Origin of the sequence: Trinickia sp., from assembly GCF_036503415.1 — a bacterium.
In the GTDB taxonomy this organism is placed as follows: Bacteria; Pseudomonadota; Gammaproteobacteria; order Burkholderiales; family Burkholderiaceae; genus Trinickia.
The window spans coordinates 49,568-75,933 of record NZ_DASXWY010000196.1; the positions used below are offsets into that span (position 1 = coordinate 49,568).

23 protein-coding genes are annotated in these 26,366 nt (G+C 63.2%); 5 read left to right on the plus strand and 18 right to left on the minus strand.

The window, feature by feature from the left end; all coding sequences use genetic code 11:
- Positions 1 to 54: 54 nt before the first annotated feature.
- The 11 genes from VGL01_RS23255 to VGL01_RS23305 form a co-directional block, all read right to left on the minus strand.
- The gene (locus tag VGL01_RS23255; RefSeq protein WP_331573568.1) at positions 55 to 801 is read right to left on the minus strand and encodes an ABC transporter ATP-binding protein; all 747 of its coding nucleotides are present in this window, start codon (positions 799 to 801) and stop codon (positions 55 to 57) included.
- Positions 802 to 814: 13 nt separating this feature from the next.
- Complete coding sequence (locus tag VGL01_RS23260; protein ID WP_331573570.1) at positions 815 to 2,611, minus strand: branched-chain amino acid ABC transporter ATP-binding protein/permease; 1,797 nt, start codon at positions 2,609 to 2,611, stop codon at positions 815 to 817.
- Position 2,612: 1 nt separating this feature from the next.
- Entirely contained in the window at positions 2,613 to 3,668 is a 1,056-nt protein-coding gene (locus tag VGL01_RS23265; RefSeq protein ID WP_331573572.1) for a branched-chain amino acid ABC transporter permease, read from the minus strand.
- Positions 3,669 to 3,693: 25 nt separating this feature from the next.
- Entirely contained in the window at positions 3,694 to 4,851 is a 1,158-nt protein-coding gene (locus VGL01_RS23270; protein ID WP_331573574.1) for an ABC transporter substrate-binding protein, read from the minus strand.
- 508 nt (positions 4,852 to 5,359) lie between these two features.
- A complete protein-coding gene (locus VGL01_RS23275) occupies positions 5,360 to 6,331 on the minus strand; it encodes a branched-chain amino acid ABC transporter permease (protein WP_331573576.1) in 972 nt (323 codons plus the stop codon).
- Positions 6,331 to 7,215, minus strand: a complete 885-nt coding sequence (locus tag VGL01_RS23280; protein WP_331573578.1) for a branched-chain amino acid ABC transporter permease — start codon at positions 7,213 to 7,215, stop codon at positions 6,331 to 6,333. The genes VGL01_RS23275 and VGL01_RS23280 overlap by 1 nt, the downstream gene beginning before the upstream one ends.
- Before the next feature lie 75 nt (positions 7,216 to 7,290).
- Positions 7,291 to 8,511 (minus strand): ABC transporter substrate-binding protein, encoded by a 1,221-nt coding sequence (locus tag VGL01_RS23285; protein WP_331573580.1) that lies wholly within the window; start codon positions 8,509 to 8,511, stop codon positions 7,291 to 7,293.
- Positions 8,512 to 8,599: 88 nt separating this feature from the next.
- Positions 8,600 to 9,370 (minus strand): ABC transporter ATP-binding protein, encoded by a 771-nt coding sequence (locus VGL01_RS23290; protein ID WP_414720327.1) that lies wholly within the window; start codon positions 9,368 to 9,370, stop codon positions 8,600 to 8,602.
- Positions 9,367 to 10,146 (minus strand): ABC transporter ATP-binding protein, encoded by a 780-nt coding sequence (locus tag VGL01_RS23295; RefSeq protein WP_173257819.1) that lies wholly within the window; start codon positions 10,144 to 10,146, stop codon positions 9,367 to 9,369. The genes VGL01_RS23290 and VGL01_RS23295 overlap by 4 nt, the downstream gene beginning before the upstream one ends.
- Positions 10,147 to 10,391: 245 nt before the next feature.
- Positions 10,392 to 10,922 (minus strand): hypothetical protein, encoded by a 531-nt coding sequence (locus VGL01_RS23300; RefSeq protein ID WP_331573584.1) that lies wholly within the window; start codon positions 10,920 to 10,922, stop codon positions 10,392 to 10,394.
- A gap of 413 nt (positions 10,923 to 11,335) precedes the next feature.
- A complete protein-coding gene (locus VGL01_RS23305; RefSeq protein WP_331573585.1) occupies positions 11,336 to 13,099 on the minus strand; it encodes a GMC family oxidoreductase in 1,764 nt (587 codons plus the stop codon).
- A gap of 107 nt (positions 13,100 to 13,206) precedes the next feature.
- Here VGL01_RS23305 and VGL01_RS23310 point away from each other — a divergent pair, with 107 nt between their 5' ends.
- On the plus strand, positions 13,207 to 14,103 hold the full coding sequence (locus VGL01_RS23310) for a LysR family transcriptional regulator (protein WP_331573586.1): 897 nt from the start codon (positions 13,207 to 13,209) through the stop codon (positions 14,101 to 14,103).
- 202 nt (positions 14,104 to 14,305) lie between these two features.
- Positions 14,306 to 14,611, plus strand: coding sequence for a 4a-hydroxytetrahydrobiopterin dehydratase (locus tag VGL01_RS23315; protein WP_331573588.1), 306 nt, complete (start codon positions 14,306 to 14,308; stop codon positions 14,609 to 14,611).
- 41 nt (positions 14,612 to 14,652) lie between these two features.
- Here the strand turns inward: VGL01_RS23315 and VGL01_RS23320 are convergent, their stop codons facing one another.
- Positions 14,653 to 14,895 carry a DUF3717 domain-containing protein gene (locus VGL01_RS23320; RefSeq protein ID WP_331573644.1) on the minus strand — a complete coding sequence of 81 codons (243 nt, stop codon included), beginning with the start codon at positions 14,893 to 14,895 and terminating at the stop codon, positions 14,653 to 14,655.
- 153 nt (positions 14,896 to 15,048) lie between these two features.
- Between VGL01_RS23320 and VGL01_RS23325 the strand changes: the two genes are divergently transcribed.
- Both VGL01_RS23325 and VGL01_RS23330 read left to right on the plus strand, forming a co-directional pair.
- Positions 15,049 to 15,735 carry a response regulator transcription factor gene (locus VGL01_RS23325; protein ID WP_173257806.1) on the plus strand — a complete coding sequence of 229 codons (687 nt, stop codon included), beginning with the start codon at positions 15,049 to 15,051 and terminating at the stop codon, positions 15,733 to 15,735.
- 24 nt (positions 15,736 to 15,759) lie between these two features.
- Complete coding sequence (locus tag VGL01_RS23330; protein WP_331573590.1) at positions 15,760 to 17,268, plus strand: sensor histidine kinase; 1,509 nt, start codon at positions 15,760 to 15,762, stop codon at positions 17,266 to 17,268.
- Here the strand turns inward: VGL01_RS23330 and VGL01_RS23335 are convergent, their stop codons facing one another.
- The 5 genes from VGL01_RS23335 to mnmC all read right to left on the minus strand — a co-directional run bounded on the left by VGL01_RS23335 (position 17,269) and on the right by mnmC (position 24,171).
- On the minus strand, positions 17,269 to 17,730 hold the full coding sequence (locus tag VGL01_RS23335) for an SET domain-containing protein (protein WP_331573592.1): 462 nt from the start codon (positions 17,728 to 17,730) through the stop codon (positions 17,269 to 17,271). It lies immediately after the preceding gene.
- A gap of 278 nt (positions 17,731 to 18,008) precedes the next feature.
- Entirely contained in the window at positions 18,009 to 18,653 is a 645-nt protein-coding gene (locus tag VGL01_RS23340) for a MarR family winged helix-turn-helix transcriptional regulator (RefSeq protein WP_331573594.1), read from the minus strand.
- Positions 18,654 to 19,095: 442 nt separating this feature from the next.
- Complete coding sequence (locus VGL01_RS23345) at positions 19,096 to 20,214, minus strand: YbdK family carboxylate-amine ligase (protein ID WP_331573596.1); 1,119 nt, start codon at positions 20,212 to 20,214, stop codon at positions 19,096 to 19,098.
- Positions 20,215 to 20,270: 56 nt separating this feature from the next.
- On the minus strand, positions 20,271 to 21,473 hold the full coding sequence (locus VGL01_RS23350) for a cation:proton antiporter (protein WP_331573598.1): 1,203 nt from the start codon (positions 21,471 to 21,473) through the stop codon (positions 20,271 to 20,273).
- A 733-nt stretch (positions 21,474 to 22,206) separates the two neighbouring features.
- Positions 22,207 to 24,171 (minus strand): bifunctional tRNA (5-methylaminomethyl-2-thiouridine)(34)-methyltransferase MnmD/FAD-dependent 5-carboxymethylaminomethyl-2-thiouridine(34) oxidoreductase MnmC, encoded by a 1,965-nt coding sequence (gene mnmC, locus VGL01_RS23355; protein ID WP_331573599.1) that lies wholly within the window; start codon positions 24,169 to 24,171, stop codon positions 22,207 to 22,209.
- Positions 24,172 to 24,594: 423 nt separating this feature from the next.
- On the opposite strand from mnmC, the gene VGL01_RS23360 reads away from it, so the two are divergent.
- Entirely contained in the window at positions 24,595 to 24,873 is a 279-nt protein-coding gene (locus VGL01_RS23360) for an HU family DNA-binding protein (protein ID WP_006401505.1), read from the plus strand.
- A 108-nt stretch (positions 24,874 to 24,981) separates the two neighbouring features.
- Here the strand turns inward: VGL01_RS23360 and VGL01_RS23365 are convergent, their stop codons facing one another.
- Positions 24,982 to 26,304 carry a GTP-binding protein gene (locus VGL01_RS23365; protein WP_331573600.1) on the minus strand — a complete coding sequence of 441 codons (1,323 nt, stop codon included), beginning with the start codon at positions 26,302 to 26,304 and terminating at the stop codon, positions 24,982 to 24,984.
- Positions 26,305 to 26,366: the final 62 nt, after the last annotated feature.

Below are 26,366 nucleotides of genomic sequence, written 5' to 3' on the forward strand. Positions count from 1 at the left end.
GCTAAGCGAAGCGGTTGTTTCACGTGAAACAGCCCAATACTTCGCCGCCCATCGTCACGCCCTCTTTCTGGCGAGCCCCAGATAAGTCTCGATGATCTGCGGATTGGCGGCCAGCTCGGCCGCCGCCCCTTCCAACACGACCTCGCCTGTCTCGAGCACGTAGCCATAGTCCGAGATCTGCAGCGCCGCGCGCGCGTTCTGTTCGATCAGCAGTATCGCGACGCCGGTCTGCCTCAGCGCGCTGACGACATGGAAGATTTCCTTGACGATGAGCGGCGCGAGCCCAAGGCTGGGTTCGTCGAGCATGAGCAGATCGGGCTTGCCCATCAATGCACGACCGAGCGCCAGCATCTGCCGCTCGCCGCCGGAAAGCGTGCCGGCGGCCTGCCGGCGTCGCTCTTTCAGCCGCGGAAAAAGTGCAAAGACCGGTTCGAGCTGATCGAGAAAATTCCGCTCGCCTGCGCGCTTGCGCCGATAGGCGCCCAGCACGAGGTTGTCCTCCACCGACATCGTCGAAAACAGCTCGCGCTTTTCCGGAACGAGGCATAGGCCGAGCGCAACGCGGGCTTCGATGGGCAGATTCGTCACCTCGGCATCGCGATACCGCAACTGGCCTGTCGCATGGCCCGTCAGCGGCAAGGCACCCATGATCGCATTGAGCAGCGTCGACTTACCGGCGCCATTGGGACCGATGACGCTGACGATTTGTCCCGGCCGCACGGCAATCGAGACGCCGTGCAGCGCTTCGACTTTTCCATAGCGCACCGATAAGCCCGTGACGTCGAGGATCGGCCCAGCCATCGTTGCATCCATGTCAATCCACTCCGCCCAGATAAGCCTCGAGGACCGCCGGATCGTTCTGAATATCCCGCGGCAGCCCCTCGGCGATGCGCGTGCCGAATTCCATGACCACGAGCCGGTCGGCAAGATTCATCACGAAGTCCATGTCGTGTTCGACGAGCAGCACACTCATGCCTTCCGCCTGCAATTTGCGCAGCAGCTCGGCGAGTCTTTGCTTCTCCTGGTATCGCAGGCCGGCCGCCGGCTCGTCGAGCAGCAACAGCGCCGGATCGCAGCACAGTGCGCGTGCAATCTCCAGGATGCGCTGCTGCCCCAGCGAAAGGCTGCCCGCCTCCTCGTACAAGTGCGCCTCCAGACCGACTCGCGCCAACTGGCGCGCGGCCTCGGCCATCAGACGCGCTTCCTCCGCGCGATTGAGCCGCGCAACGCTGCGCCAGACGCCGGCCGAGCCGCGCAAGTGCGCGCCGATCGCAACGTTTTCGAGTACGGTCATCCCGGGCAGGAGCTTGACGTGCTGAAACGTGCGCCCGATCCCCCGGCGAACGATTTCGCGCGCGTTGAGCGTATCGATGCGTTCGCCCGCGAACCGAATCGTGCCGTGCGTCACTGGCGAGACGCCCGTCACGAGATTGAACGTGGTCGACTTTCCGGCGCCGTTCGGCCCGATGAGCCCAACGATTTGCCCCGCTCTCACCTCGAAACTGACATCGTCGACCGCCACGAGACCGCCGAACGTCTTGCGCGCTTGGTCGACGACGAGCAACGGTTCACCGGCATTTGGTTTTGTGCGCTGCGGCAAAACTGGTGCCTGTTCGGGCACGCGCGCGGCGGGAGCCCTCGGAAACGCCCGTGCCACGAAGGGCCAGACGCCTTGCCGCGCATGCTGCAGTAGCAGCACCATGAGAATGCCGAACACGATGACTTCAAAATTGCCGCTTTGACCGAGCAGCACGGGCAGGATCGATTGCAAATAGTCCTGCAGGATCGTGAGGATCGCGGCGCCCAATATCGCGCCCCAGACGTGTGCCACGCCGCCCACGACCGCCATGAACAGATATTCGATGCCGTGGTTGAGCCCGAATGGGGTGGGATTCACCGCGCGCTGCAAGTGCGCATAGAGAAACCCGGAAATCGACGCGAGCACGGCCGAGTAGACAAAGATCACGACGCGCATCCACGCCGTATTGACGCCCATGGCCTCCGCCATCGTGCCGACGCCGCGCAGCGCGCGGATGGCGCGCCCGGGCCGGCTGTTCAGCAAGTTCTGCACGGAGAGTACCGCTGCGAGCACGACGATCCAGATGACGTAGTAGATGCTGCGGCCCGAAGCGAGCGACACGCCGAACAGCGAGAGCGGCGGGATACCGCTGATCCCGTCGTATTTGCCGAGCGCTTCGAGATTCCCGAACAGGTAATACAGCGAGAGCCCCCAGGCGATGGTCCCCAGCGGCAGAAAATGCCCCGATAGACGCATCGTGACTGCGCCGATCACGAACGCGACGAGCGCCGTCAGCGCGATGCCGACAAAGAGCGCCACCCACGGGGAGATGCCGAGCCGCGTGGTCAGGAAGGCACTCGCGTAGGCACCCACGCCGACGAACGCCGCCTGGCCGAAGCTCGTCATGCCGCCGATACCGGTCAGCAAGACGAGGCCGATGGCCACGATCGAATAGAGGCCGATGTAGTTGAGCAGCGTGATCCAATACTCGGGCACATTCAGCGGCCCCGGCAACACCGGTAGCGCGAAGATTGCCACGAGAAAGAACCAGAACGGCTTGGCGAGCCAGGCCGGGCGCCTCGTCGCAGTCATGTCAGTCTTCGTCCTCTTCGACGTGCGGGCTTGCCAGGCTGCGCCAGAGCAGTACCGGAATGATGACGGTGAACACGATCACCTCTTTGTAAGCACTCGCCCAGAACGACGAATACGATTCGAGCAATCCGACGAGCAGCGAACCGGCGGCTGCGAGCGGATAGCTGACGAGCCCGCCGATGATCGCCCCGACGAAGCCCTTCAGGCCGATCAGGAAGCCCGAGTCGTAATAGATCGTGGTCAGCGGCGCGACGAGCACGCCCGACAAGGCGCCGAGCGCGGCTGCCAGCGTGAACGCGAGCCTTCCGGCTTGCGCCGTGCCGATGCCGACGAGCCGCGCCCCCAGGCGGTTCACCGCGGTCGCGCGCAGCGCCTTTCCCGAGATCGAGCGGTCGAAATAGACGTAGAGCGCGACGATGAGCGCAAGCGTCGTGAGCACGACCCACACGCTTTGCCCCGCCATCGTCAAGGCACCGACCGTGAACGTCGCATCCGAGAACGGCGTCGTGCGCGAGCCTTCCGCGCCGAACATCCACAGACCGAGTCCGACCATCGCGAAGTGCACCGCTACGGCAACGATCAAAAGCAGCAGCGTCGAGCCCTGCGCGATCGGCTCGTACGCCAGCCGATAAATGAACGGTCCCATCGGCACGACGATGAGCAGCGTCAACGCCACTTGCGCGAGCATCGGTATCGGCTGTGCGCTCAAACGGACGTTGACCAGATAGACCGCCAAAGGAAAGATCAGATATCGGCCCGCAAGCAGCGCGACCTCGCGAATCATGCCCTGCGCGCCGCCAGGCCGACGAACCAGTCCCAGCGCTTGCGTGACGAAGCATGCCGCGCCGAGCGCCATCAGCAGGAGCGTCGTGGGCGGTAACTTGTTGGCCTGCAGCGCCGCGAGCGTGAGTGCGCCGTAGGAGACGAACTCCCCTTGCGGGATGAAGATGACGCGCGTCACCGAAAAGACGAGTACGAGCGCCAGTGCGAGCAGCGCATAGACGGCGCCCGTCGTCACGCCATCCTGAGCCAGGATGGCCGCGATCGATAGATCCATGCTTCGTTGTCCCGACCTGTTCGACCTATTCGCCGACGACCTTCCACTTCCCATCGACGATCTGCACCATCACGCGTGCACGCTTGTCGAAGCCGTTGTGGTCGGTCGGCGTGATCGTCATGATGCCGTGCGAAACGGGCAGGTTTTTGATTTCTTCGAGCGCAGTGCGCAACGCCGCGCGGAACTCCGGCGTGCCGGGTTGGGCGCTTTTCAGCGCGACGGGGATGGCCTGCTGCAGCATCTGGCCCGCGTCCCACGCGTGGCCGCCGAACGTGACGACCGACCCGGCGCCGTACTTCCCTTCGTAGGCGCTCTTATAAGCGAGCGCCGACTTTTTCACGGGGTTCGTGTCGGGCAGTTGATCGGCTACGAGGATCGGACCGACCGGCAGCACTTCCCCGTCGCAGTCCTTACCGCACACGCGCAGAAAATCGTTGTTCGCCACCCCATGCGTTTGATAGACCTTGCCCGCGTAGCCGCGCGCCTTGAGTTCCTTGGCGGGCAACGCGGCCGGCGTGCCCGAGGCGGCGATCAGCACCGCATCGGGCCGCACGCCGATGGTCTTGAGTACCTGCCCCGTCACCGAGGTGTCCGTGCGCGCATAGCGCTCGTCGCTGACGAGCTTGAGCCCGTGTTCGCCCGCTGCCTTCGTGAACGCCTGATGCCAGCTTTCGCCATAAGCGTCGGTGAAGCCGATGAAGCCCACCGTCTTGACACCGTGCGACTGCATGTAGCTCGCTATCGCATCGGCCATGAGACTGTCGTTTTGCGGCGTCTTGAACGCCCAGCTGCGCTTGGCATCGACGGGTTGCACGATGTTGGCCGAAGCGGCCATCGAGATCATCGGCGTTTTCGCTTGGGAGATGACATCGAGCATGGCCATCGAGTTCGGCGTCGTGCTCGAGCCGACGATGACGTCGACGTGATCCTCGTCGATGAGCTTATGCGCGTCCTGAACGGCCTTCGTCGTATCGGACGCATCGTCGAGCACGATGTACTGCACGCTCTTGCCGCCGATTTCCTTCGGCAGTAGCTCGATCGTGTTTTTCTCGGGAATGCCGAGCGATGCGGCCGGCCCCGTCGCGGACAAGACAACGCCGACTTTCACCTGCGCGAACGCGGTACCCCAGGCGCAGACCAGTGCCGCGATCGTGCCGTTACATACCCACTGCTTCATCGTCATTGCGGATCTCCAGACGCTTCATTCGAAAGCGTTGTTGTTGTAGCCGGTCTGTCCGGCGATCTGAATCGATTCGTACACCGAGAGAAAACGCCAATCGTAGCGTGAAGCGCGGCGCGCGGCGGCAAAAGCACGCAGGCGTTGCCACGCCGCGGGCCACACTGGCGCGACGGCGCTGGAAAAGGAAACGGGGGAAAAGCGGTGCGTTTCGTGCGATGGTGAAGCGCAACGATAACGATGCGAATGGCGGCCGGCCGCGGCAGGTCTCGTGCGGGGTGCTGAAAAGCGAACGGCAAAATAAAAGCGCTGTTGGATCTCTCCAACAGCGCTTTCGTCCGGGCACTGAGTGCCTCGATTGTCTCCTCGTTCTCCACCTGCAAATTCGGTGCATCAGAACTGGAACGAAGATTAAACGCCCCCGTCTGGGGCGACAACCTAGCACTTTCCCTAGTGGTGTGCATTCGCGCGCGATTCATACGCATTCGGCACGCGAAACGCACGGACTTCGCGCTCACGCACGCAGCATACGCACGCGGGACACGATCTCACCGACGATGCCGCGCCGGAACGCGAGTACGCATACGATGAAGATGAAGCCCACGACGATCGTCGTCGATTCGCCGAGCGTATTGAACCAGGTGACGCCCGTCGCCGACGCCAGCACGGCGCCGATATCGCCGAGCCGGTCCTCGAGCGTGATGATGATCGTGGCGCCGAGGACGGGCCCGAACAGCGTGCCCATTCCGCCCACGAGCGTCATCAGCACGACGAGCCCAGACATCGTCCAATGCGCGTCGCTGAGCGTCTCGAAGCCGAGCACGAGTACTTTCAGCGAACCCGCGAGGCCCGCGAGCCCGGCCGAGAGCACGAAGGCGAGCAGCTTGAAGCGATCGGTGTCGTAGCCAAGCGAAATGGCCCGCGGCTCGTTCTCGCGAATGGCCGTCATCAGTTGACCGAACGGCGAATGAACGATGCGCACGATCAGCGCAAAGGCGAGCGTCACGACCACGAGCACGAGGTAGTAGAGCGCGACATCGGAAGACAGATCGATCACCTTGAACAAGGTGCCGCGCGGCACGCCTTGCAGGCCATCCTCGCCATGCGTGAACGGCGCCTGCAAATAGATGAAGTAGATCATCTGCGCGAAGGCCAGCGTGACCATGGCGAAATAGATACCCTGCCGCCGGATGGCAAAGAGTCCGACGACGAACCCGAGCAGCGTCGCGGCCGCGGTGCCGGCGATGACACCGACGAGCGGCGGAAACCCGAGCGACTGAATCGCGAACCCCGTGGCGTAGCCTGCAGTGGCGAGAAACATCGAATGGCCGAACGACAGCAACCCGGTATAGCCGATCAGCAGATTGAAGGCCGCCGCGAAGAGCGCGAAGCAAAGCACCTTCATGACGAACACGGGGTATACGCCGACCCACGGCGCGATCAGAAGCCCCGCGAAGAGCAGGCCATAGAGCGCTTTTCTCTGCATCACCGTTCCTTGCCGAAAAGACCCGCGGGGCGCACGAGCAGCACGAGCGCCATGATGACGAAGACGACGGTGGACGACGCCTGCGGATAGAACACGCGCGTGAACCCTTCGACGACACCGAGCATCAGGCCCGTCAGGATCGACCCCATGATCGAGCCCATGCCGCCGATCACCACGACCGCGAACACGGTGATGATCATCGATTGCCCCATCAGCGGCGAGACCTGGATGACCGGCGCGGCGAGCACGCCCGCGAAAGCCGCGAGCGCCACGCCGAAACCGTACGTGAGCGTGATCATGAGCGGCACGTTAACGCCGAACGCCTCGACGAGCTTCGGGTTTTCGGTGCCCGCGCGCAGATAGGCGCCAATGCGCGTCTTCTCGATGACGAACCAGGTGGCGAAGCAAACGACGAGCGAAGCCACCACGACCCATGCGCGATAGTTCGGCAGGAACATGAATCCGACGTTCGTTGAGCCCGCAAGCAACTCCGGACCGTCGTAGGGCTGCCCCGAGGAACCGTAGAGCGAGCGGAACACGCCTTCGATGACGAGCGTGAGGCCGAACGTCAACAGCAGGCCATAGAGATGATCGAGCCGGTAGAGCCAGCGAAGCATCGTGCGCTCGATCAGGATACCGAACGCGCCGACCACGAGCGGTGCCAGCACGAGCATCGCCCAGTATGGCAGGCCGAGATAGTTGAACCCCATCCAGGCGAGCATCGCGCCGAGCATGAACAACGCGCCGTGCGCGAAGTTGATCACGTTGAGCATGCCGAAGATGACCGCCAGCCCCAGGCTCAGGATCGCGTAGAACGATCCGTTGACGAGCCCGAGCAAGAGCTGGCTCAGCATCGCTGGCAACGGTATGCCGAAGATGTCCATTTAACCTGCCGTCGAAAAGGATGGCCGCGAGCGAAAAGCGCGGCGCGCATCGTCACCGCGCGCCGCGCACTGCGTTTACTTCCAGAGCTCGCACTGCGTTTCCGCCTTGGTACCGAACGCCTGGTCGCCCGGGATCGTCGCCTTCAACGTGTAGTAGTCCCATGGCTTCTTCGACTCGGCCGGCGTCTTCACCTGGAACAGATACATGTCGTGCTGCATGACGCCGTCGGGGCGCACCGTACCCTTCGCATAGAAATCGTCGATCGGCTGCTTGTGCAACTGAGCCATGACCTTGTCGGGGTCGGTCGAACCGACGGCCTTCACGGCGTTCAGATAAGTCATCGTCGCGGAGTAGTCGGCCGCTTGCAGGCTCGAAGGCATCTTGCCCGTCTTCTTGAAGTACTTCTGAGCCCATTCGCGCGACTTCGCGTTCTGATCCCAATACCAGCTGTCCGTCAGCAGCAGGCCTTGCGCCGTCGGCAGGCCGACGCTATGCACATCGTCGATGAACATCAGCAGTGCCGCGATCTTCATCGTCTTCGTGATGCCGAACTCCTTCGCTGCCTTGAGCGAGTTAACGGTATCGCCACCCGCGTTCGCCAAGCCGAGCACCTGGGCCTTCGATGCCTGAGCCTGAAGCAGGAACGACGAGAAATCGGAAGCCGAGAGCGGATGGAAAGCGTGACCCAACACCTTCCCGCCATTCTTTTCGACGACCTCGGTCGTATTCTGGTCCAGCGATTTGCCGAACGCATAATCGGCCGTCAGGAAGTACCACGTCTTGAAGCCCTGCTTCACGATCGCGGAGCCCGTACCGCGTGCGAGCGCTGTCGTGTCGTATGCGTAGTGGATCGTATAGGGCGTGCACTGCTTGTTCGTCAGCGCATCGGTGCCGGCGCCGATCGAGAAGTACGGCCGCTTTTTCTCCTTGATGACCTCGTCCATCGACAAGGCCGTCGCCGAGTTCGTCCCGCCGAGCAGCATATCGAGGCCTTCGGTGTCGATCCACTTGCGCGCTGCCGATGCGGCGATGTCGGCCTTGTTCTGGTGGTCCTGCGTGAGCAGCTTGATCGGCAACCCGTTGACCTTGCCCCCGAAGTCGTCGATGGCCATCTGGATCGCCGTGGCCCCACCCTTGCCGTCGATGTCGGCATAGAGCCCCGACATATCGGTAATGAACCCGATCGTGACTTGATTCTCGGCCGCGGTGGCCTGCTGCGCCGCAAGCCCGGCGGCGAGCGCGGTAGCGGTCAGCGCGAGCGTCCGGGCAGCGCTTGCGAACAAACTGGTCCTCATCAGAATCTCCTTCGCTTATGGTTGTTCGTGCAACTATTTTGACGCATGCGTCGCGTCGCGCCGCATGCAAGGAAACGCTTGTGGAGCCTCAAACGCCGAGCAGATCGTGCAGCACGGGCATCTTGCGTTCGAGCTCGCTCGCTTCGAAGTGCTCGACGATGCCACCGTGTTCCATGACATAGAACCGGTCCGCAAGCGGCGCCGCGAAGCGGAAGTTCTGCTCGACCATGACGATGGTATAGCCCCGCGCCTTGAGCGTCAGGATCATGCGCGCCAATGTCTGCACGATGACGGGCGCGAGGCCCTCGGAGATCTCGTCGAGCAGCAGCAGGTTCGCCCCGGTGCGCAAGATACGCGCCACGGCCAGCATCTGCTGCTCCCCGCCCGACAGCCGCGTGCCCTGGCTTGCGCGGCGCTCCTTCAGGTTCGGGAACATCGTGTAGATCTCGTCGATCGGCATCGCGTCCTTGCCGGCGCCCACCAGCGGCGGCAGGATCAGATTCTCTTCGCAGGACAGGCTCGAAAAGATACCGCGTTCCTCGGGGCAATACCCGACACCGCAGTGCGCGATCTTGTGCGTAGGCAGACCGATCGTCTCGCGTTCGCCGATGCGAATCGAGCCTGTACGCCGCCCGGTGAGGCCCATGATCGCGCGCAGCGTGGTGGTGCGCCCTGCCCCGTTGCGGCCAAGCAGCGTCACGACTTCGCCACGGTTCACCGTGAGATCGACGCCATGCAGGATGTGCGACTCGCCGTACCACGCCTGCAAGCCCGCAATGGTCAGCGCAGGCGTGCCCTGCGGCGCGACGGTTGCCGCCCGCGCGTCGCCTTCGATGTTTTGATGCGCCATCTGGTTCATCCGTGCGCCCCTGTGAGGGCGGCCTCGGCGCTGCCCATGTACGCCTGCATCACGAGCGGATTCTTCGAAACTTCCGCATAGCTGCCTTCGGCCAGCACCTCGCCGCGCTGCAAGACCGTGATCGTGTCGGAAATGCCCGCGATCACGTTCATGTTGTGCTCGACCATGAGGATGGTCCGGCCCGCCGAGACTTTCTTGATGAGCGCGGTCACGCGATCGACATCTTCGTGTCCCATGCCCTGTGTCGGCTCGTCGAGCAGCATGAGTTCCGGCTCCATGGCCAGCGTCGTCGCGATCTCGAGCGCGCGCTTGCGGCCGTACGACAACTCGACCGTCGGCGTATCGGCAAAATCGGTCAGACCCACCTGCGATAGCAGATCGTGGGCCTGCGCATCGAGCGCCTCCAACGTGCGCTCCGAGCGCCAGAAGTGGTACGCGGTGCCGAGCGTACGCTGCAAACCCACGCGAACGTTCTGCAAGACCGTCAAATGCGGAAACACCGCCGATATCTGGAACGAACGAATGATGCCCCGGCGCGCAATCTGGGCGGGCCGCTCGCGCGTGATATCGACATGGTTGAAAACGATTTGGCCCGCGCTGGGTTCGAGAAACTTGGTCAACAGGTTGAAGCAGGTCGTCTTACCCGCGCCGTTCGGGCCGATCAGCGCATGGATCGAGCCGCGGCGCACGCGCAGGTTCACGCCGTTCACGGCCGTGAATCCTTTGAATTCCTTGGTGAGCCCGCGCGTTTCGAGAATCGTGTCGCCGAGAATCATGTCCCCTTCCATGCCGAAGTCAGGCGAAGCGCCGCTTTGTCACGCGCGCCGGGTGGGCGCGTCGCATCGGAACGGGGTTTGAGTGTCAAGACGCAAGCCCCGCCATTTTTTTGGCATGGTGCATCATTGCGGGAAGGTCGGCCCCGCACCATGCGGCATCGGAGATTGTCTCCCCAATGATGCAGCGCATTCATCGGGATTTGCACTTAGGTTTGTTTACGTAACCCGGGACTCGAACCGCCGGACTATTCCTGTTCGGGCGCAATGGCCGCCTGCTCCAGCGAGCGGGCGAGCGCCTCTCTGAACGGGACAGGCAATTTCAAGGACTCCATGGAAATGTCGTCGAGCAATTCCGGGTCGACCTTTGGATTCGCCGAACCGGCGCCTCGGCCGAGCATCGAAAGAATGCCCGCGTAATCCGCGGCGTGGATTTTCCGTCTGTCCCATGCCTGTCGTGCAGCTGACAGCGCCTGGCGTCGCTCGCTTTGCTCTCCTTGCGAGTGCGGCAGCATGCCCGCAATCCGGACGAGCGCTGCGACCCAGTGGCGCTGGCTATGGGCTGGGAGGCTCGATGACAACGCCAGCATGTCCGAAAATACCGTCCGCAGCTCCTCGACGTTGCTCGGGTCGACGGCTTGGTGAGCCGGATGCTCGGCCACCCGCTTCGGGACGCCGCCCGAAACATGGCCGAGCGGCGGCGGTTCGTCGAACAGCCCGTCGAATGTGATCGAGCGCGCGATCGAGTCCAGGATTTGGGCGTAGTTGCCGTTGTCCATCGTGCATGCATGCCAGGATTTCCGCGCGTGATCGAGCGTCTTGGCGCGCAACTCGGCCGCGCGCGCATCATCCGCCGATGAGGAAGTCCGGAAACCGCGCATGGCACCCGCCATTCTCTGCACGGGCCCAACGAGTTTTGCGAGGAGTGCACTGGGGGTTGCGCGAGGCGTCGGCGCGTGCGCCGGCGTTTCGGCAGCCTGATTCACCGGATGAGCCGGCTCACCGTCACTTCCGCCCGTCGCACGGGGGCCAGTCGGTCCGATGTTGTTTCCCATGAGAGAGGCTCCGCACCGCTTGATTTCGACAGTGGGAACTCTAGCCATTGCGCCAATGCATATGGCCGGTTTTCACGAAGCGGACACCACTGCACCGAAAAGCTTTTCATCGACGCTCGCCGTGCACCGGCTACGGACTATGCCTTCGCGTCGGTGAGACGCCCGACTGATTGCCCAGCCGATACGTCCACTGCGCCGGGCACAACCTGTCGATCGGCATTGATCGTGGATACACCCGGATCCGCTCGCCGGTCGGCGCGAATCATCTCGCTCGCACGCTCCGCGATCATCAACGTCGGCGAATTCGTGTTGCCCGATGTGATTGTCGGCATTACCGACGCATCGACAACGCGCAGCCCCGCCACCCCGATCACGCGCAAGCGGGAATCGACCACAGCGGCGGGATCGTCGGCAACGCCCATGCGGCAGGTCCCGACCGGATGAAAGATCGTCGTGCCTACCGCACCGGCTGCCTTGACGAGCTCGTCCTCGGTCTGGAACTCGATGCCCGGGATGATCTCCTGCGGCATGTAGCGGGCGAGTGCCGGCGAAGCCACGATGCGCCGCGTGAGCCGCAGTGCATTGGCGGCCACATGGCGATCGTAGTCGGTCGACAGATAGTTGGGTGCAATGAGCGGCGGCGTGCTCGCATCGGGAGATTGAAGGTGGATACTGCCGCGCGAAGTCGGCCGAAGATGGCAAGCCGATGCGGTAAACGCATTGAAGCGATGCAGCGGCTCGCCGAAGCGGTCGAGCGAGAGCGGCTGCACGTGATATTCGATATCGGGACGCGTGATCGACAAATCGTCGGGGCACGACTTGGCGAACGCGCCAAGCTGCGAAGGCGACATCGACATGGGGCCGCTGCGCGAGAACGCATATTGCGCGGCGATCCACAGCTTGCCCCACCAGTGAGCCGACAGCGTATTGAGCGTGCGTACGCCGTGCACGCGGTAGGCCATGCGCAACTGCAAGTGATCCTGCAAGTTCTCGCCGACGCCCCGCAGATCCTGCACGACACCGATACCGAGCCGCTGAAGACGCGCGCCGTTGCCGATGCCCGACAGCTCGAGCAGCTGCGGCGAATTGACGGCACCGGCTGCGACGACGACCTCGCCGCACGCACGCGCGACGAACTCGCGCATTCCCCCGTCGCCGACGCCTGGGCCGCCGCGCCGATAGGCCACACCCACACACCGCCTGCCCTCGAACACGAGCCGATTCACGTGCGCATCGGTCACGACCGTGAGATTGGGCCGAGCAAGCGCCGGCCGCAGAAACGCCTTGGATGCATTCCAGCGCACGCCGCGCTTTTGGTTGACTTCAAAATAGCCGACGCCGGTGTTGTCGCCGCGATTGAAATCGTCGGTGGCGGGAATGCCCGCCTGCTGAGCGGCCTCGTGAAACGCCTCGAGCACTTTCCATTTCAGGCGTTGCCGCTCGACGCGCCAGGGACCGCCCGCACCGTGCCATGTATCGCCGCCGGCGTGGTGATCTTCGCTGCGCTTGAAGACCGGCAGAACCGCATCCCACGACCACGAAGCATCGCCTGTGATGCGGGCCCATTCGTCATAATCCTCGCGCTGACCGCGCATATAGATCATGCCGTTGATCGAAGACGAGCCGCCGAGCACACGTCCGCGCGGATACGACAACGCGCGCCCGTTCAGGCCCGGTTCGGCGCAGGTGCGATAGAGCCAGTCGGTGCGCGGGTTGCCGATGCAGTAGAGGTAGCCGACTGGAACATGAATCCAGTGATAATCGTCCTTGCCGCCCGCCTCGATCAGCAGCACGCTTGCGCTGCTGTCCTCGCTGAGCCGCGCGGCAAGAACGCACCCCGCGGTGCCCGCACCGACGATCACATAGTCGAATTCGCCGGCTGATATCGTCTCTTTGTCCATGGCGCACTCCCCGCGGTTGCTCGTCGCTCGCAAGCGTACGCGCCCGTGATCAGGGAAATCCAATGAGTTCTGTTCAATTGCGATATAAGCCGCGCTAATATCGCGGCATGGACCTGACATTGCTGCGTGCGTTCGTCACCGTCGCCCGCGTCGGCAATCTGACGCGGGCGGCCACGCAGTTGCACCTCACCCAGCCGGCCGTCAGTCTTCAACTGAAGAATTTGCAGGAAGCGCTCGGCGTGGCGCTGTTTTCACGCACGGCGCATGGGCTCGTTCTGACGCGCGACGGACAAGTGCTGCTGCCCCACGCGGAACGCGCGCTCGCCGCGGCCGGCGATGTGGAGCGGGCGGCGGCAGCGCTGCGCCAGGAAGTGCGCGGCAAGCTGCGTATCGGTACCATTCTCGATCCCCATTTCCTGCGCCTGGGCGGGTTTCTCAAGCAGCTCGTGGAAACCTATCCTCAGATCGAAACCGCGCTACGTCATGGGATGTCGGGCTGGGTGGCGCAGGAGATCCGCGCCCGCGAGCTCGATGTCGGCTACTACATCGGCCAACCCGTCGAAGACGGCATGCCCGAAGGACTCTTCCACACGGCCACACTCACGCGTTTTCAATACCGCGTACTGGCGCCGGCCGGCTGGAAGGACCGTGTGAGCCGGGCAAGCGATTGGCGCGCGCTGGCCGCGCTGCCGTGGATCTGGACGCCGGCCGCATCGGCGCATCAGCGGTTGTTGTCGCGCCGCTTCGCCGAAGCCGGGGCGAGCCCCATCAAAGTTGCCGAGGTCGATCAGGAAACCTCGATGCTCGATCTCGTGAAATCGGGCGTCGGGCTGACGCTCGCGCGCGACTCGATCGCGCTTGCCGAAGCGCACGCACATGGGCTTACGATAGTCGAAGGCATCACGGTGCCGACCGAACTCACGTTGATCGCGCTCGCGGCACGCATGGACGAGCCGCCTATCGCCGCCGCGTTCAAGCTCGCGGAAGCGCAATGGGCCACTTGAGCGATCGAGCCGGCACGGCGCTGCCAGACACGCCACCCAATTGCGCCGATCGCGCGCGATTTAGCCGGCTTTCCGGCGCATGTCCGACGAAAAGCCGCACGGGGTACATCACTGCGGGATCTGTGAAAAAATGCCTGTTGGGCTGGCGACCGTCGCGGCGAGGCTGAGCGCCGCCGGGCCGCCCCACTGAGAGGAAATTCCCATGATTCATAAGCTGACTTCCGAGGAACGTGCCCGGCAGATGACCGAGCTGCAGGGTTGGCTGCCCGTCAACGGCCGCGACGCCATTCACCGCCAGTTCAAATTCGCCGATTTCAACGAAGCGTTCGGGTTCATGACCCGCGTGGCCATCAAGGCCCAGGAAATGAACCACCATCCCGAGTGGTTCAACGTCTATCAGACCGTGGACATCACGCTATCCACGCACGAAGCGCAAGGCGTGACCGAGCGCGATCTCGTGCTCGCACGCTTTATCGACGACGTAGCGCGTACGTTGCAGCGCAACTGAGAAATCGGCGCAGGGGGCCATCCCCCGCCATCCCCCGGCCATCAACCGTCGCTCCGCCCCGCCTCGCCGTCCATGGCCTGGCGATACCCGTCCCAGGCCGCGCGGGCGGGCGCCTCCAGCGCTTCCACCGGCATATGCCCCCGACGCTGTACAATCAGCAACGCATACGGCTTGGAGAGCGCACTGGCCTCCTTGCACAGGCTGAGTTCGTCGCCGCTCGATGGCGAGCGGGCGCGCCAGAAGTTGATCGCCGCTTCGAGTTCGTTGATCGTAATATCGGACATGGTTGAGGTGACGGCTGCATGGGTGCCCGGGCGGACCCGGCGTGGCAAGCGGCTCGCGCTCGACTGTGGCGACGAGGCTTCAGCGAACCGCGTGCCGGCACGTTGACCCCAGCGCGCGTTGAATGCGTAACCCATTGTACTTGAGCGACTTCCATGCGACTCCTCCTGATCGAAGATGACCGCCCGATCGCACGCGGCATCCAAAGCAGCCTCGAACAAGCCGGATTCACCGTCGACATGGTTCACGACGGGATCTTCGCCGAACAGGCTCTCACGCAAAACCGCCACGAACTGATCATCCTCGATCTCGGCCTGCCCGGTATCGACGGCATGACGCTGCTCTCGCGGTTCCGGCAGGGCAACCGACACACGCCCGTGATCGTGCTGACGGCACGAGACGACCTGAGCGACCGCGTGCAAGGCCTCAATGCCGGCGCCGACGATTACATGCTCAAGCCGTTCGAGCCCGCCGAGCTCGAAGCGCGCATCCGTGCTGTCATGCGCCGCAGCGGCCCCGCCAACGACGTACCGCGCCCGGAGGTTTCGCTGGGCGGCGTGCGCCTGTCGGGTGTCGATCGCCGCATCTTCAACGAAGACAAGGCGCTCGAGCTTTCGCCGCGCGAATTCGCCGTGCTCGAAATGCTGCTGTTGCGCCATGGCCGGGTCGTCAGCAAGGCGCAGTTGCAGGACCATCTGACTCACTTCGGCGGAGACCTCGGGGATACGGCCATCGAGGTCTACGTGCACCGGGTGCGCAAGAAGCTCGAAAACTGTCGCGTCGAAATCGTGACGGTGCGCGGCTTCGGCTACTTGTTGCAGGAGATTCGTCAGGCGTCCTGAATGTAGGGCCCTGGCCGGTCGAACATGCCTCACGCCGCCGCGACAAGTTTGCGTCGTTCTCTCTTGCGGCGGCTGGCGGCGCCGCTGTCTCTGCTCGCCCTGATGAGCGGCCTCATCGCGTATTGGCTCGCGTGGCAATACACGCAGCACGTCATCGATCGGTCGCTCGCCGACCTGGCTACCGCCATCTCCAAGCAAGTCCAGATCGCCGGCCCCAACGCGCGCATCGTTGTTCCGCCGCTCGCGCGCGCGATGTTCTCCGATCCCCCGCAGCATCTGATCTATCGCATCAACGACGGCGAACGTGATCTCGCCGGCGATCCCGATCTTCCGCTCATAGGCTCGAGCGTGCGCGAGACACGTTACGCGTCGATTTTCGAAACGCACCATCGTGACATGCTGGTGCGCGTCGCCCAGGTTCGCGTCCCGCAGGATGGCGGCAAAAAGCCGATCGTCGTCGAGGTCGCGCAACCGCTGCGTCATCGCTATCGCATCGCGGCGGAATTCCTGGTCGCGATCATGATGCCGCTCCTGCTGCTGCTGCTCGCCGGCTGGGGCATCGTCTGGCGCGTCGTCAATCAGCAATTGGGCCCGCTCACGACGCTTGCCGATTCGCTGAACCGCCAGACGCACATGTCGCTCGAGCCCGTCGACGAAACGCATGTGCCGCTCGAAATCCGCCCGTTGACAAGCGCATTGAACGCCCTGCTCGATCGCCTGAAGACCGCACTCGACGCCCAACGCAAATTCATCGCGGACGCCGCGCATCAGTTGCGCACACCGCTGACGGCCGTCAAGCTGCATGCGGAACAAGCCGTGAAAGCCCGCGATCTCGCGCAGTCGCTCGCATCCGTGCGTGAATTGCGCGTGGCGGCGGATCGCGCCGTGCGGCTCTCGAATCAATTGCTGTCGCTCGCACGCGCAGAACCGGGGGCGCAGGCCGCGCGTTTCGTCGATGTCGATATCGCGGCGCTCGCATTCGAAACGGGGGCGGAGTGGGTGCCTCGCGCGCTCGCGGCGCGCGTCGACCTTGGCTTTCAGCGTCTCGACGATCCGACGAACGATTCTTCGCTCGTCGTAAAGGGCAATCCCGTGCTGTTGCGCGAAGTGATCGCCAATCTACTCGACAATGCGCTCAAGTACGTGCCGAGCACCCGCCTCGATGGGGCAAGGGTCACCGTCACCGTTACGCGCACCGTCACGGCCGCCCATACGCCCATTGCCGAGATTGCGGTCGAAGACAACGGCAGGGGCGTTCCCGTGGCACTACAAGCCGATCTGTTCAAGCGCTTTTTCCGCGGTGACCGGCAGGATAACGCTGACGATGCGGCCGACGGCGGCGCGGGTCTCGGGCTCGCTATCGTGCGCGACATCATGGATCTGCACGCTGGCAGCGTTCATTACGCCGATGCCCCGGACGGCGGCGCGCGTTTCGTGGTGCGCATTCCGCTTGCGCCGAACCATGACGATCGCGAGCCGAGCCGCGAATCCGGTCCCGTTCGCGAGGAACGGACCAGCTCTTACCGGCTCTGATCAAGCCTTGCCGTTTCGCTTCGGCGCGAGCATCGTGCCGCGGCACTTGCGTGCCCCGCAATGGCACGCGTATTCCTTCTTGAGCTTCTTGGTCTGGCGCTCGTCGATGACAAGCCCGTAATCGTAGAACAGCTCCTCATCGGCGGAGATGTCGCGCAGCGCCTGAATGAACACGCGCCCTTCGATTTCCTCGGCCTCGCAGTTGGGCAAGCACGAGTGATTGATCCATCGTGCGCTGTTCCCGTCCACGTTACCGTCGATCACACGCCCATCTTCGAGTGCGAAATAGAACGTGTGATTCGGTTCGTCCGGATCGTGCGGATGCCGGCGCACCGCCTCTTTCCATGAGATCCGTTGCCCTTTGTATTCGAGCAGGCGCTCGCCAGCCCTGAGCGGTTGAGCGGCAAAAACCCCCTTGCCATGCACCCCCGAGCGGCGCACGACCAACTTGCGTGAACTCATCGACGAATCCTCTGAATAGCTTCCATGTCGTCATCGCGGCGCGGGAGCGTCGCCGCCTATGCGAGCATTTTCGATCACGGACCGCTGGCGGGACCAGAACAGCGATCGATATGAAACGCGGCGCCAATAGGCGCCGCGTCGACACATGACGTGACACACGTCACAAAGCGAAATCGTACACGTTGACGACATCTTCGTTCAACGTTGTCCGCAATAAAACGGGAAACGGACCGCCGCGGGCCATGATCGCCGGGCTCGGCCGCGCCGCGCGAAGTCTGTCAGGTCTGTTGCGCGAAGATCTTCCAGATCTTCTTCTGCGTGGGCAAATCGGCCAGCTCGTGGCGCTCGCAGTCGAGGCGGAGATTGATGTCGCCGATGTCCTGCCCGAAAGCAGTGCATCGATGCGGCGTCTTCTTCGGGTTCTTGCTCGTGACGAGGTGGCAGCATGTCATGCACATCCGATGCGCGGGCATGTCGCCTTGCACCTCGAGATGTCGAATCATCTTGAGTAGCGTACGGTAAAACACGGCTTGCTCGTCATCGGCCAGTTTGCCGACCGCCGAATTCAGAAATTCAGGCCATTGCTGCGCACGCTTGGCCGCCGTTCGGCCCCGCGCCGTCAAGCGAACCGCCAATGCGCGGCCATCGTCGAGCGCACGGCGCTTTTCGATCAGCCCTTTCGCCTCCAGCGTGCTCACCGCATCGCTCGTCGTGGCAGCCGTCAGCGCCGTTTCGCGCGCGATCTCGCCAAGCCGCAGCGGCGCCTTGCGCTGCATGAGCAGCATGAGAATTTCGCCTTGCGTCGGCGTGAGTCCCACACTTTCAGCCCATTCCCACGCCTGGCTGCGCATTGCCGTGCCCAACCGTAACAGGCTGTGGGTCACGCGCCCACTCGCCCGTTCTGTAAAAACACCTTCACTCATAGTCATTGTTCGCTTTCGCCAGTGACAGCATTGCCGCTGCCGATCCGGTTACGCGCGCGCAGTGCCTCTCGACACGCCGCAACCTTCCGTGGGACGACCCGCCCCCTCTCTTGGGGCCAACTGATTTTACTCTTCGATACTTCGCGACCGGACGCGCCATTTTAAGCGAGTAAAGGCGACCGCACAGCCATGTATTGGCAACCAAGCTGTGGATAACGTTTGTATAACCGTGCTGGCCGATTGTGGCGTCTTTCTTGATAACCTCGCCGCGTAAAAAATTGCGTCGAAGTTATCAGCAGACCAAAAGCACTGCGCACCGCTCGTCCACCTGGTTATCGCAGCGCTATCCCTTTGAGACCGCACGCAAAATCAAGGTTGTCCACAGAAATGAGCGTCGCTTGTTAACTATTACTACGTTTGTATACGAGTCAAGACGGTAAACCTAAGCACTGCGCCACTGGATGCATTGCTGGCGGACAACTTCGTGCAGCGACTTTTCTTTCGACGCCACGTCGCGCAGCCACGCGGCATCGTTCACTTGCCCGCGGGCGATTGCGGCAATTTCGTTGAGCGCGGCCGTCGATTGAAGTGCTCGGCCATGCGGCGCAATGACGTCGAGCGTTTGCAGGATATCTTCGAATATCGTGCGTCGTTCGCCGGTTTGCGGATTGATGCAAGTACCGCCCAGGCCGAAGCGGCACGCCTCGAAACGGTTGAACGTATAAACGAGGTAGTCGTCCTCTTTCGGAATGAACGGTTTGTCCGTGAGCAAGTGGCGCGCAAGCGTCTGGATATAGCAGGCGATCGCCGCCGCCCGATCGACCGATAGCGGCGTGTCCATCACCCGCACCTCGATGGTGCCGTAACCGGGCTTGGGCCGAATGTCCCAGTAGAAATCCTTCATGCTGTTGACGACGCCGGTTGCGACCATCTTCGAAAAGTATTCTTCGAAGGCATCCCAGGTCAGCACGAACGGCGCGCGCCCCGACAGCGGGAATGCGAATACCGAGTTCAGGCGGGCCGAATGAAAGCCGGTATCGACACCCTGCACATACGGCGACGAAGCCGAAAGCGCGATGAAATGCGGGATGAAGCGCGACATCGAGTGCAACAGAAAGAGCGCACTGTCGGGATCGGGGCAGCCGATATGCACGTGTTGGCCGAAAACCGTGAACTGCTTCGCGAGGTACCCGTAGAGCTCGGACAGATATTGAAAACGCGGCGCATCGAAAATTTGCCGCTCGCTCCACTGCTGGAACGCGTGCGTGCCGCCCCCGCAAAGACCGACGTTGAGATGATCGGCCGCCGCGACGAGCGTGTCCCGGATCGAGCGCAACTGCGCGAGCGCCTCTTCATGCGAGGTGCAAATGCCGGTCGAAAGCTCGATCATGCTTTCGGTGATCTCGGGCGTGATGTTGCCCGGGCCTTTGTAGTCCTTGACGAGGCGCATGAGGTCCGACGCCGCTTTGGTCAGATCGTAGTCGTGCGTATTGACGACCTGGATCTCGAGCTCGACGCCGAATGTGAAAGGCTTGGAATTGACAAAGGTTTCGAGTGCCATGTGCGTGTCCTGTTATGCGGGCAGATACGAGCAAAAGATGCGGCGCGCAGCGGCGCTTACTCGCGGCGCTCGCCGACGAGCGTCAGGCTGCGGTAGACGATCCATGGTCCCACGATCTGCAGCACCGCGATCGAACACATGACGATGGCACGCAGCGTCGGATCGAACTGCGGATAGAGCTGATAAGTGTCGTCGGCCAGCAGATAGGCAAGCGCCGACATCGGCGCGAGCGACACGCCGAGCGCGATGCCCTGGTTCCACCCCAGGCCGCTCGGTTTCGCGAACGCCAGCACGCCGACGAGCTTCGCAACGAAGCGCGCGACGATGAGGCCGAGCGCCGCCACGCCACCGAGCGCGATATCGTGCCACTCGAACGACGTCAGCGTCAGCACGAAGAGAATCACCGTCAGCAGCCATCCGGCCGTGCCGAAATGCTGAGGCCACAGTTGCGGCTTTTGCTCGAGGTTTTTGACGATGATGCCGGCGGCCAGGAGGCTCAGGATCGTCGAAAGCTTGAAAATATTCGCGATCGCGATCGCAAGCAGTACGAGGCCGAACAGCGCAACGAACGAATGCTCGTCTTGCATATTCATGCGTTTGAAAAAGAACATGCAGGCGCGCGCGAGCAGATAGGCGACGACGAGCGAGCCGACGAGCAGATAGACCGGCTGGACGATCGTGGCAAAAACGTTTCCGTACACTTCCTGGTGCAGCCAGCTCGAGACGAGCTTTTCGACGACGACCGCATACATGCTGTTGAGCGCCGTCAACGTGAGAAGCCGCTGCGTCACCTGCCCTTCCGCGCGCAACTCCGTCTTGAGCTGAATCACCATGGCGGGCGAAGTCGACATCGAAATGGCAGCCAGCACCGTTGCGACCGGCGGCGCCACCTTGGCGAACAACAAGACGATCAGCACGAGGGCGAAGGTGAGCGTCGCCTCGGCGAGGCTCGAGGCGATGAGCCAGGGGTTACGGCGAATCCACCGAAGATCGAGACGGCTGCCCAGTTCGAACAGCAGCAGGCCCAATGCGACGTCGAGTAAAAGCCGCGATGTCGCGCCCATGCCGGCATCGATGGCGCCGACCCCAGCCGAACCGGCGATGAGTCCGATGACCGCATAGCCCGAAATACGCGGCAGGCGCCATGCGCGATAGCAGAGCTCGCCGCACAGCCCTGCGACGAGCAAGGCGAGTCCTGCCCAGAAGACCGCATTCGTCGCGAACGGCCAGCTCGGAAGGAAGGAAAACGCCGATTTCATGAGATAGCTTCTCCTTTACGGACAGTCCGCTCCGCCTGAGAGGACGAAGCGGCATGTCGGATCAGTGTATTTGCCGAACCGGCGCACCGCGCCGGCGGGTTCGATGAGGGTCGCGGGCGCTGGGCTTCGAGCCGTGCGCAACGACGATGTGCCGGCGAGCTCGCTCCCCGGCGGGACAATTAGGACGGGACGCTGCCGCTCTCGTCTGTGATTCCGATTCGGCTGGCGCCGTTCCGTTGGCGAGTGGTGCCTCGATTCGCCAACGCGCAACTCATGCTGGAAGAAACGCGGATTGTGCCACAGCTTGCTCGATTTGGAACGAATCCACATCGAACGGCGGTCAATTCGGTAGGAATGATCGTCAACGAGAACCGAATAGGAAAATTCATCCGATGGTTGCGGTCGATATTCCCCGCTGCGGCTCGTCGTTTCCGGCAGCGGCACGCGGGGCTCTAGGGTTTACAGGTTTACGTATGTATACAAGTAGTAGCAGTTAACAAGGCCCGGCCATTTCTGTGGATAACGGCCGTTTACCGAGGCGAATCAAGCAGTTGCCGACCGCATAACCGCACGGGCAGCATGTGCGGACGGCAGCCCTTTCCGAGAACAACTTTCATCGCTTCCGGCGAATCGGCAAGTTGTCCCGTTTACGTCCACGCTCCGTTCACAGCCATTTCATGTTGGCTTCGATGGCTTATCCACAGCTCTCGGTGGATAAGCTCCCTCTCCAGGTTCATGACGGCTGCACACTGCCCCGGCGCAAGGCCCGCAGAAAGTAGCGGGCCGGATCCAGGTCTTCGGCCAGTTCGCGTTCGATGGGCCATGGCTCGCCTTCCAGCTGTGAGGCGACGAGCTCGGCGGCGAGCGTCGACCAGACGAGTCCCCGCGAACCGAAGGCAAATGCCCCGTAAAGGCCCGGCGAGCGATGCAGATCGAGCGGCCACGCACCGGCCAATGCGCTGGCGTGCTGCGCGCACAGCGCTTCGTCGGCGAGCGGCCCGATCATCGGCAGACGGTCGCTCGTCACGCAGCGGAATGCGACACGGCTGGCGAGAGCCGACGTATCGAGCGCCGCAAGTTGCTCCGCCCACGCCGGCACGAGTTGCGCGAGTCGGGCGATGTTTTCCGCGTCATCGAGTTCGCGCGAAGTGCTGTCGGCGTCGTCGATCCCGTAGGTTGCGCCCGCAAGCAACCCGTCGGCGAGCGGCACGGCATAACCCTCGCCGATCAACGGCACACGCAGCTCCGTACCGATAGGTAGCCGCGTCAATTGTCCACGCACGATCCGCGTTGGGGCGTGACGCAGACCGGCGATCCGCGCCGCTTCATGAGCATTGGCGAACACGACGACTTCGGCGCGGGCGAGGACATGGCCGGTTTCATCGAGCACGCTCCAAGCGGAGCCTTCGCGTTCGATGCGCGAGACTCGAACTCCGGCACGCCAATCGAGCGCGATGCCGGCCTCGGCGCACAGCGCGGCACATAGCGAGGCGGGATCGAGCGAGCCGCCTCGGGGGTAGAACCAGCCGTCGCGACCGAGCGTCACACCGGCAAGGTCGGTTGCTTCGATGGACGACACGTGTCGAACGAACGTATCGGGATAGCGATAGGCATCGATCGCATCGGCCAGCGAGCGCGCTTCGTGCGCATCGGCCGGCAGATGCAGCAGGCCTCGATCGGTACGTGCGAAATCGTGACCGCGCGCTTCGAGCGCGCGCCAACTCTGCAACGCCATGAGAAAGCCAGCGCGCGAGATGCGTGTAGCGACGCTTTCATCGCGCGAGAGCAATGGATGAAATACGCCCGCCGGATTGCCCGACGCTTCGCTCGCCATTCGGGTGTTCCGGTCGAGCAATGTGACCTGCCACCCCCGCGCGGCCAATCGCTCCACGAGCGCGCAGCCGGCCATGCCCGCACCGATGACGACGGCGTGACGTTGCGCCACCGAAAACGGCAGCGGCGGTTCGTGCCGGCGAACACGCCAGCGGGGAGCAAAGCGGCCGACGAGCATGTCGCGCTTGCCGGAGAAACCAGCCGCTTTTTCGCAGGCGAAGCCGGCGGCTTCGAGCCCCCGCCGAACATCTCCCGCGCAAGTGTAGGTGGCGAGCGTGGCGAAGGTGCCGGCCACATGCGCCAGCGACTTGAACACGGATGGCGCCCACATATCGGGATTCTTGGCCGGGGCGAAGCCGTCGAGATAAAAGGCATCGGCGCGCAGCCAGAGCTTGGGCAGCCATTCGAGCGCATCGCCGAACACGATCGTCAGTGTCACGCGGCCGCCCTCGAACGAAAGCCGATGGATGCCACCGATGAGCGGCGGCCACGCTTTCACGAGCTCGGCGGCAAGCGGCGCGATGGTTGTGCCGGCAACGAGCTTGTCGTGCAGAGCGCCCAAATCGGCGGCCGGAAACGGATGCTTTTCGACCGACACGAACGCAAGCCGCTCGCAACGCCCGGGATCGGCGCGCCATGCGGCCCAGGTGGCGAGGAAATTGACGCCGATGCCGAATCCCGTCTCGAGGATCGTGAAAAGGCGCTGTCCTTGCCAGCGTTGCGGCAATGCATTGCCGCCGAGGAACACGTGCCGCGCCTGCGCGAGCGCGCCTGACGCGCTGTGATAGATGTCGTCGAAGCGCGGCGAGTACGGTGTGCCGTCGCCGCGAAAAACGAGGGTGGCGGGCACGAGTGGATGAGTCATGGCAGGGAGAACATGAGGCGGTTGCGGCCGGCCCGGCTCGATCCGGGCATGCGGCACGAGGTTCGAATGACGGCGAAACCGCTGCGGGCGCCCGTCATCCGGGCTTTCCCCGAACGTTGGCAAAATCCAACGTCGCAGCTCGCCGATACCCCGAAAGCCCTTGGCAGACGGGCTTTTCGGGTACGACAATGCGGGAAACCCAGCACCGACAAGGTTAAGAAGCGTTAAATTCTTTGAAACCCTTGCCGTTATTGGGTTTGCGCTGAGCTATCATAGCAAGCGCCGCACGACGGCCGCGCGCTGGGTTCGCGGCAGCCGGGGGCGCTGGCTTCGCCACAGCTACTCGACGGCACAGCTTGCGTACGTATAACGGCGCGTGTTCGCGCTGTCCGTGTCATTTCAATCTGATAAAGAGGAACGTTAATGAACAAACAGGAACTGATCGACGCCGTCGCGGCTCAGACGGGCGCTAGCAAGGCTCAGACCGGCGAAACGCTGGATACGCTTCTCGAAGTGATCAAGAAGGCAGTCTCGAAGGGCGACGCGGTTCAGCTGATCGGCTTCGGCAGCTTCGGCTCGGGCAAGCGCGCCGCTCGCACCGGCCGTAACCCGAAGACGGGCGAGACCATCAAGATTCCGGCCGCGAAGACGGTCAAGTTCACGGCTGGCAAGGCATTCAAGGATGCGGTCAACAAGCGCTGATGCTTGCAGCTCGACGTTTGTTCGAGACCCGCCCTCAGGCGGGTTTTTTTATTGAGTGCGTAAGCGTCGCGCCGGTCGGCCTCGTCCCTCGTCGCTGACGAGCGATTCCTAACGAACGATCTGTCCTGTGCCGCCGTGCTCTTCGTCCTCGGCGTCGAGGTCCCAGGCCGGGAATGGATCGGCAAGTGCGGACCAGCCAAGCGGTCCGAGCGCATATTCTTCGTCCGTCAAGAGACAGGCGTCGAGCTTGGCCTGCCAATGACCGGCATCGAGCGAGACGCCGATCAAGACCAGTTCCTGGCGACGGTCGCCGATCGACATATCGTTCGGTGCGCCGTGCCAGTCGGCCGCGATTTCCGCGGCGAGCTCGTCATCGTCGGGCCACTCGTCGCGCGGCTGGGCAGCCCACCAGAAGCCTGCCGGCCCGTGGCGGCATGCACTGCCCGCTTGCGAAAACGAACCTACGACATCGTTACGCGTCGCGAGCCAGAAAAAGCCCTTGCTGCGCAGTACATTGCGCCATGACGCGCTGTCGTGCAGCAGTGCCCAGAGCCGCTCGGGCGAGAAGGGCCGCCGAGCGCGGTAAACGAAGCTGTCGATCCCATATTTTTGCGCTTCGCCGTCCGGTTCGTGGTCATGCCCATGCCCATGCTCATGCGTACCGTCGTCGTGCACATGATCGTGTTCATGATCGCCGTTGAGCGAAGCGAGCCAGCCGGGCGCGCTTGCCGCTTCGTCGAAATCGAAACGCCCCGTACCGACGACTTCGGCGAGCGGGACGGCACCGAAGGTACTGACGATCTGCCGCGCGCGCGGGTTGAGCCCGGCGAGTATGCCTTGCAAGCGCGCGAGCGAATCGGCATCCACGAGATCCGCCTTGTTGACGATGAGCACGTCGGCGAACTCGACTTGCTCGACGAGCAATTCGACGAGCGTGCGATCGTCCTCCTCGCTCGATGCAAGCCCGCGCTCGGCGAGCGCCTCGGACGATTCGTAGTCGCGCAAAAAGTTGAGTGCGTCGACGACGGTGACCATTGTGTCGAGGCGCGCGACATCGGTGAGCGTGGCCCCGTCGTCGTCCGCGAAGGCGAATGTCTCGGCGATCGGCATGGGTTCCGCCACGCCCGTCGATTCGATGACGAGCGCATCGAATCGGTGCTCGTCGGCAAGACGGCGCACTTCGGCGAGCAGGTCCTCGCGCAGCGTGCAGCAAATGCAGCCATTGGACAGTTCGACCAGACGTTCCTCGGACTGCGAGAGCGCGGCGGCACCGCGCACGAGCGAGGCGTCGACGTTGACCGAGGCGAGATCGTTGACGATAACAGCCACGCGCAAGCCGGCGCGATTGGCGAGAATGTGGTTGAGCAGCGTGGTCTTGCCCGCGCCGAGAAAGCCCGACAACACGGTGACGGGCAAGGTGGGCTGGTTCATGAGGGTGGACATCGAGTGGGCGAAAGAGTGCAAGACGCCCGGAAATGAGGCGGCGCAGCGAG

Coding starts and splice junctions, on each gene's coding strand:
- VGL01_RS23255 (WP_331573568.1), bottom strand. CDS start 801: ATGGCTGGGCCGATCCTCGACGTCACGGGCTTATCGGTGCGCTATGGA.
- VGL01_RS23260 (WP_331573570.1), bottom strand. CDS start 2,611: ATGACTGCGACGAGGCGCCCGGCCTGGCTCGCCAAGCCGTTCTGGTTC.
- VGL01_RS23265 (WP_331573572.1), bottom strand. CDS start 3,668: ATGGATCTATCGATCGCGGCCATCCTGGCTCAGGATGGCGTGACGACG.
- VGL01_RS23270 (WP_331573574.1), bottom strand. CDS start 4,851: ATGACGATGAAGCAGTGGGTATGTAACGGCACGATCGCGGCACTGGTC.
- VGL01_RS23275 (WP_331573576.1), bottom strand. CDS start 6,331: ATGCAGAGAAAAGCGCTCTATGGCCTGCTCTTCGCGGGGCTTCTGATC.
- VGL01_RS23280 (WP_331573578.1), bottom strand. CDS start 7,215: ATGGACATCTTCGGCATACCGTTGCCAGCGATGCTGAGCCAGCTCTTG.
- VGL01_RS23285 (WP_331573580.1), bottom strand. CDS start 8,511: ATGAGGACCAGTTTGTTCGCAAGCGCTGCCCGGACGCTCGCGCTGACC.
- VGL01_RS23290 (WP_414720327.1), bottom strand. CDS start 9,370: ATGAACCAGATGGCGCATCAAAACATCGAAGGCGACGCGCGGGCGGCA.
- VGL01_RS23295 (WP_173257819.1), bottom strand. CDS start 10,146: ATGATTCTCGGCGACACGATTCTCGAAACGCGCGGGCTCACCAAGGAA.
- VGL01_RS23300 (WP_331573584.1), bottom strand. CDS start 10,922: ATGGACAACGGCAACTACGCCCAAATCCTGGACTCGATCGCGCGCTCG.
- VGL01_RS23305 (WP_331573585.1), bottom strand. CDS start 13,099: ATGGACAAAGAGACGATATCAGCCGGCGAATTCGACTATGTGATCGTC.
- VGL01_RS23310 (WP_331573586.1), top strand. CDS start 13,207: ATGGACCTGACATTGCTGCGTGCGTTCGTCACCGTCGCCCGCGTCGGC.
- VGL01_RS23315 (WP_331573588.1), top strand. CDS start 14,306: ATGATTCATAAGCTGACTTCCGAGGAACGTGCCCGGCAGATGACCGAG.
- VGL01_RS23320 (WP_331573644.1), bottom strand. CDS start 14,895: ATGTCCGATATTACGATCAACGAACTCGAAGCGGCGATCAACTTCTGG.
- VGL01_RS23325 (WP_173257806.1), top strand. CDS start 15,049: ATGCGACTCCTCCTGATCGAAGATGACCGCCCGATCGCACGCGGCATC.
- VGL01_RS23330 (WP_331573590.1), top strand. CDS start 15,760: ATGCCTCACGCCGCCGCGACAAGTTTGCGTCGTTCTCTCTTGCGGCGG.
- VGL01_RS23335 (WP_331573592.1), bottom strand. CDS start 17,730: ATGAGTTCACGCAAGTTGGTCGTGCGCCGCTCGGGGGTGCATGGCAAG.
- VGL01_RS23340 (WP_331573594.1), bottom strand. CDS start 18,653: ATGAGTGAAGGTGTTTTTACAGAACGGGCGAGTGGGCGCGTGACCCAC.
- VGL01_RS23345 (WP_331573596.1), bottom strand. CDS start 20,214: ATGGCACTCGAAACCTTTGTCAATTCCAAGCCTTTCACATTCGGCGTC.
- VGL01_RS23350 (WP_331573598.1), bottom strand. CDS start 21,473: ATGAAATCGGCGTTTTCCTTCCTTCCGAGCTGGCCGTTCGCGACGAAT.
- mnmC (WP_331573599.1), bottom strand. CDS start 24,171: ATGACTCATCCACTCGTGCCCGCCACCCTCGTTTTTCGCGGCGACGGC.
- VGL01_RS23360 (WP_006401505.1), top strand. CDS start 24,595: ATGAACAAACAGGAACTGATCGACGCCGTCGCGGCTCAGACGGGCGCT.
- VGL01_RS23365 (WP_331573600.1), bottom strand. CDS start 26,304: ATGAACCAGCCCACCTTGCCCGTCACCGTGTTGTCGGGCTTTCTCGGC.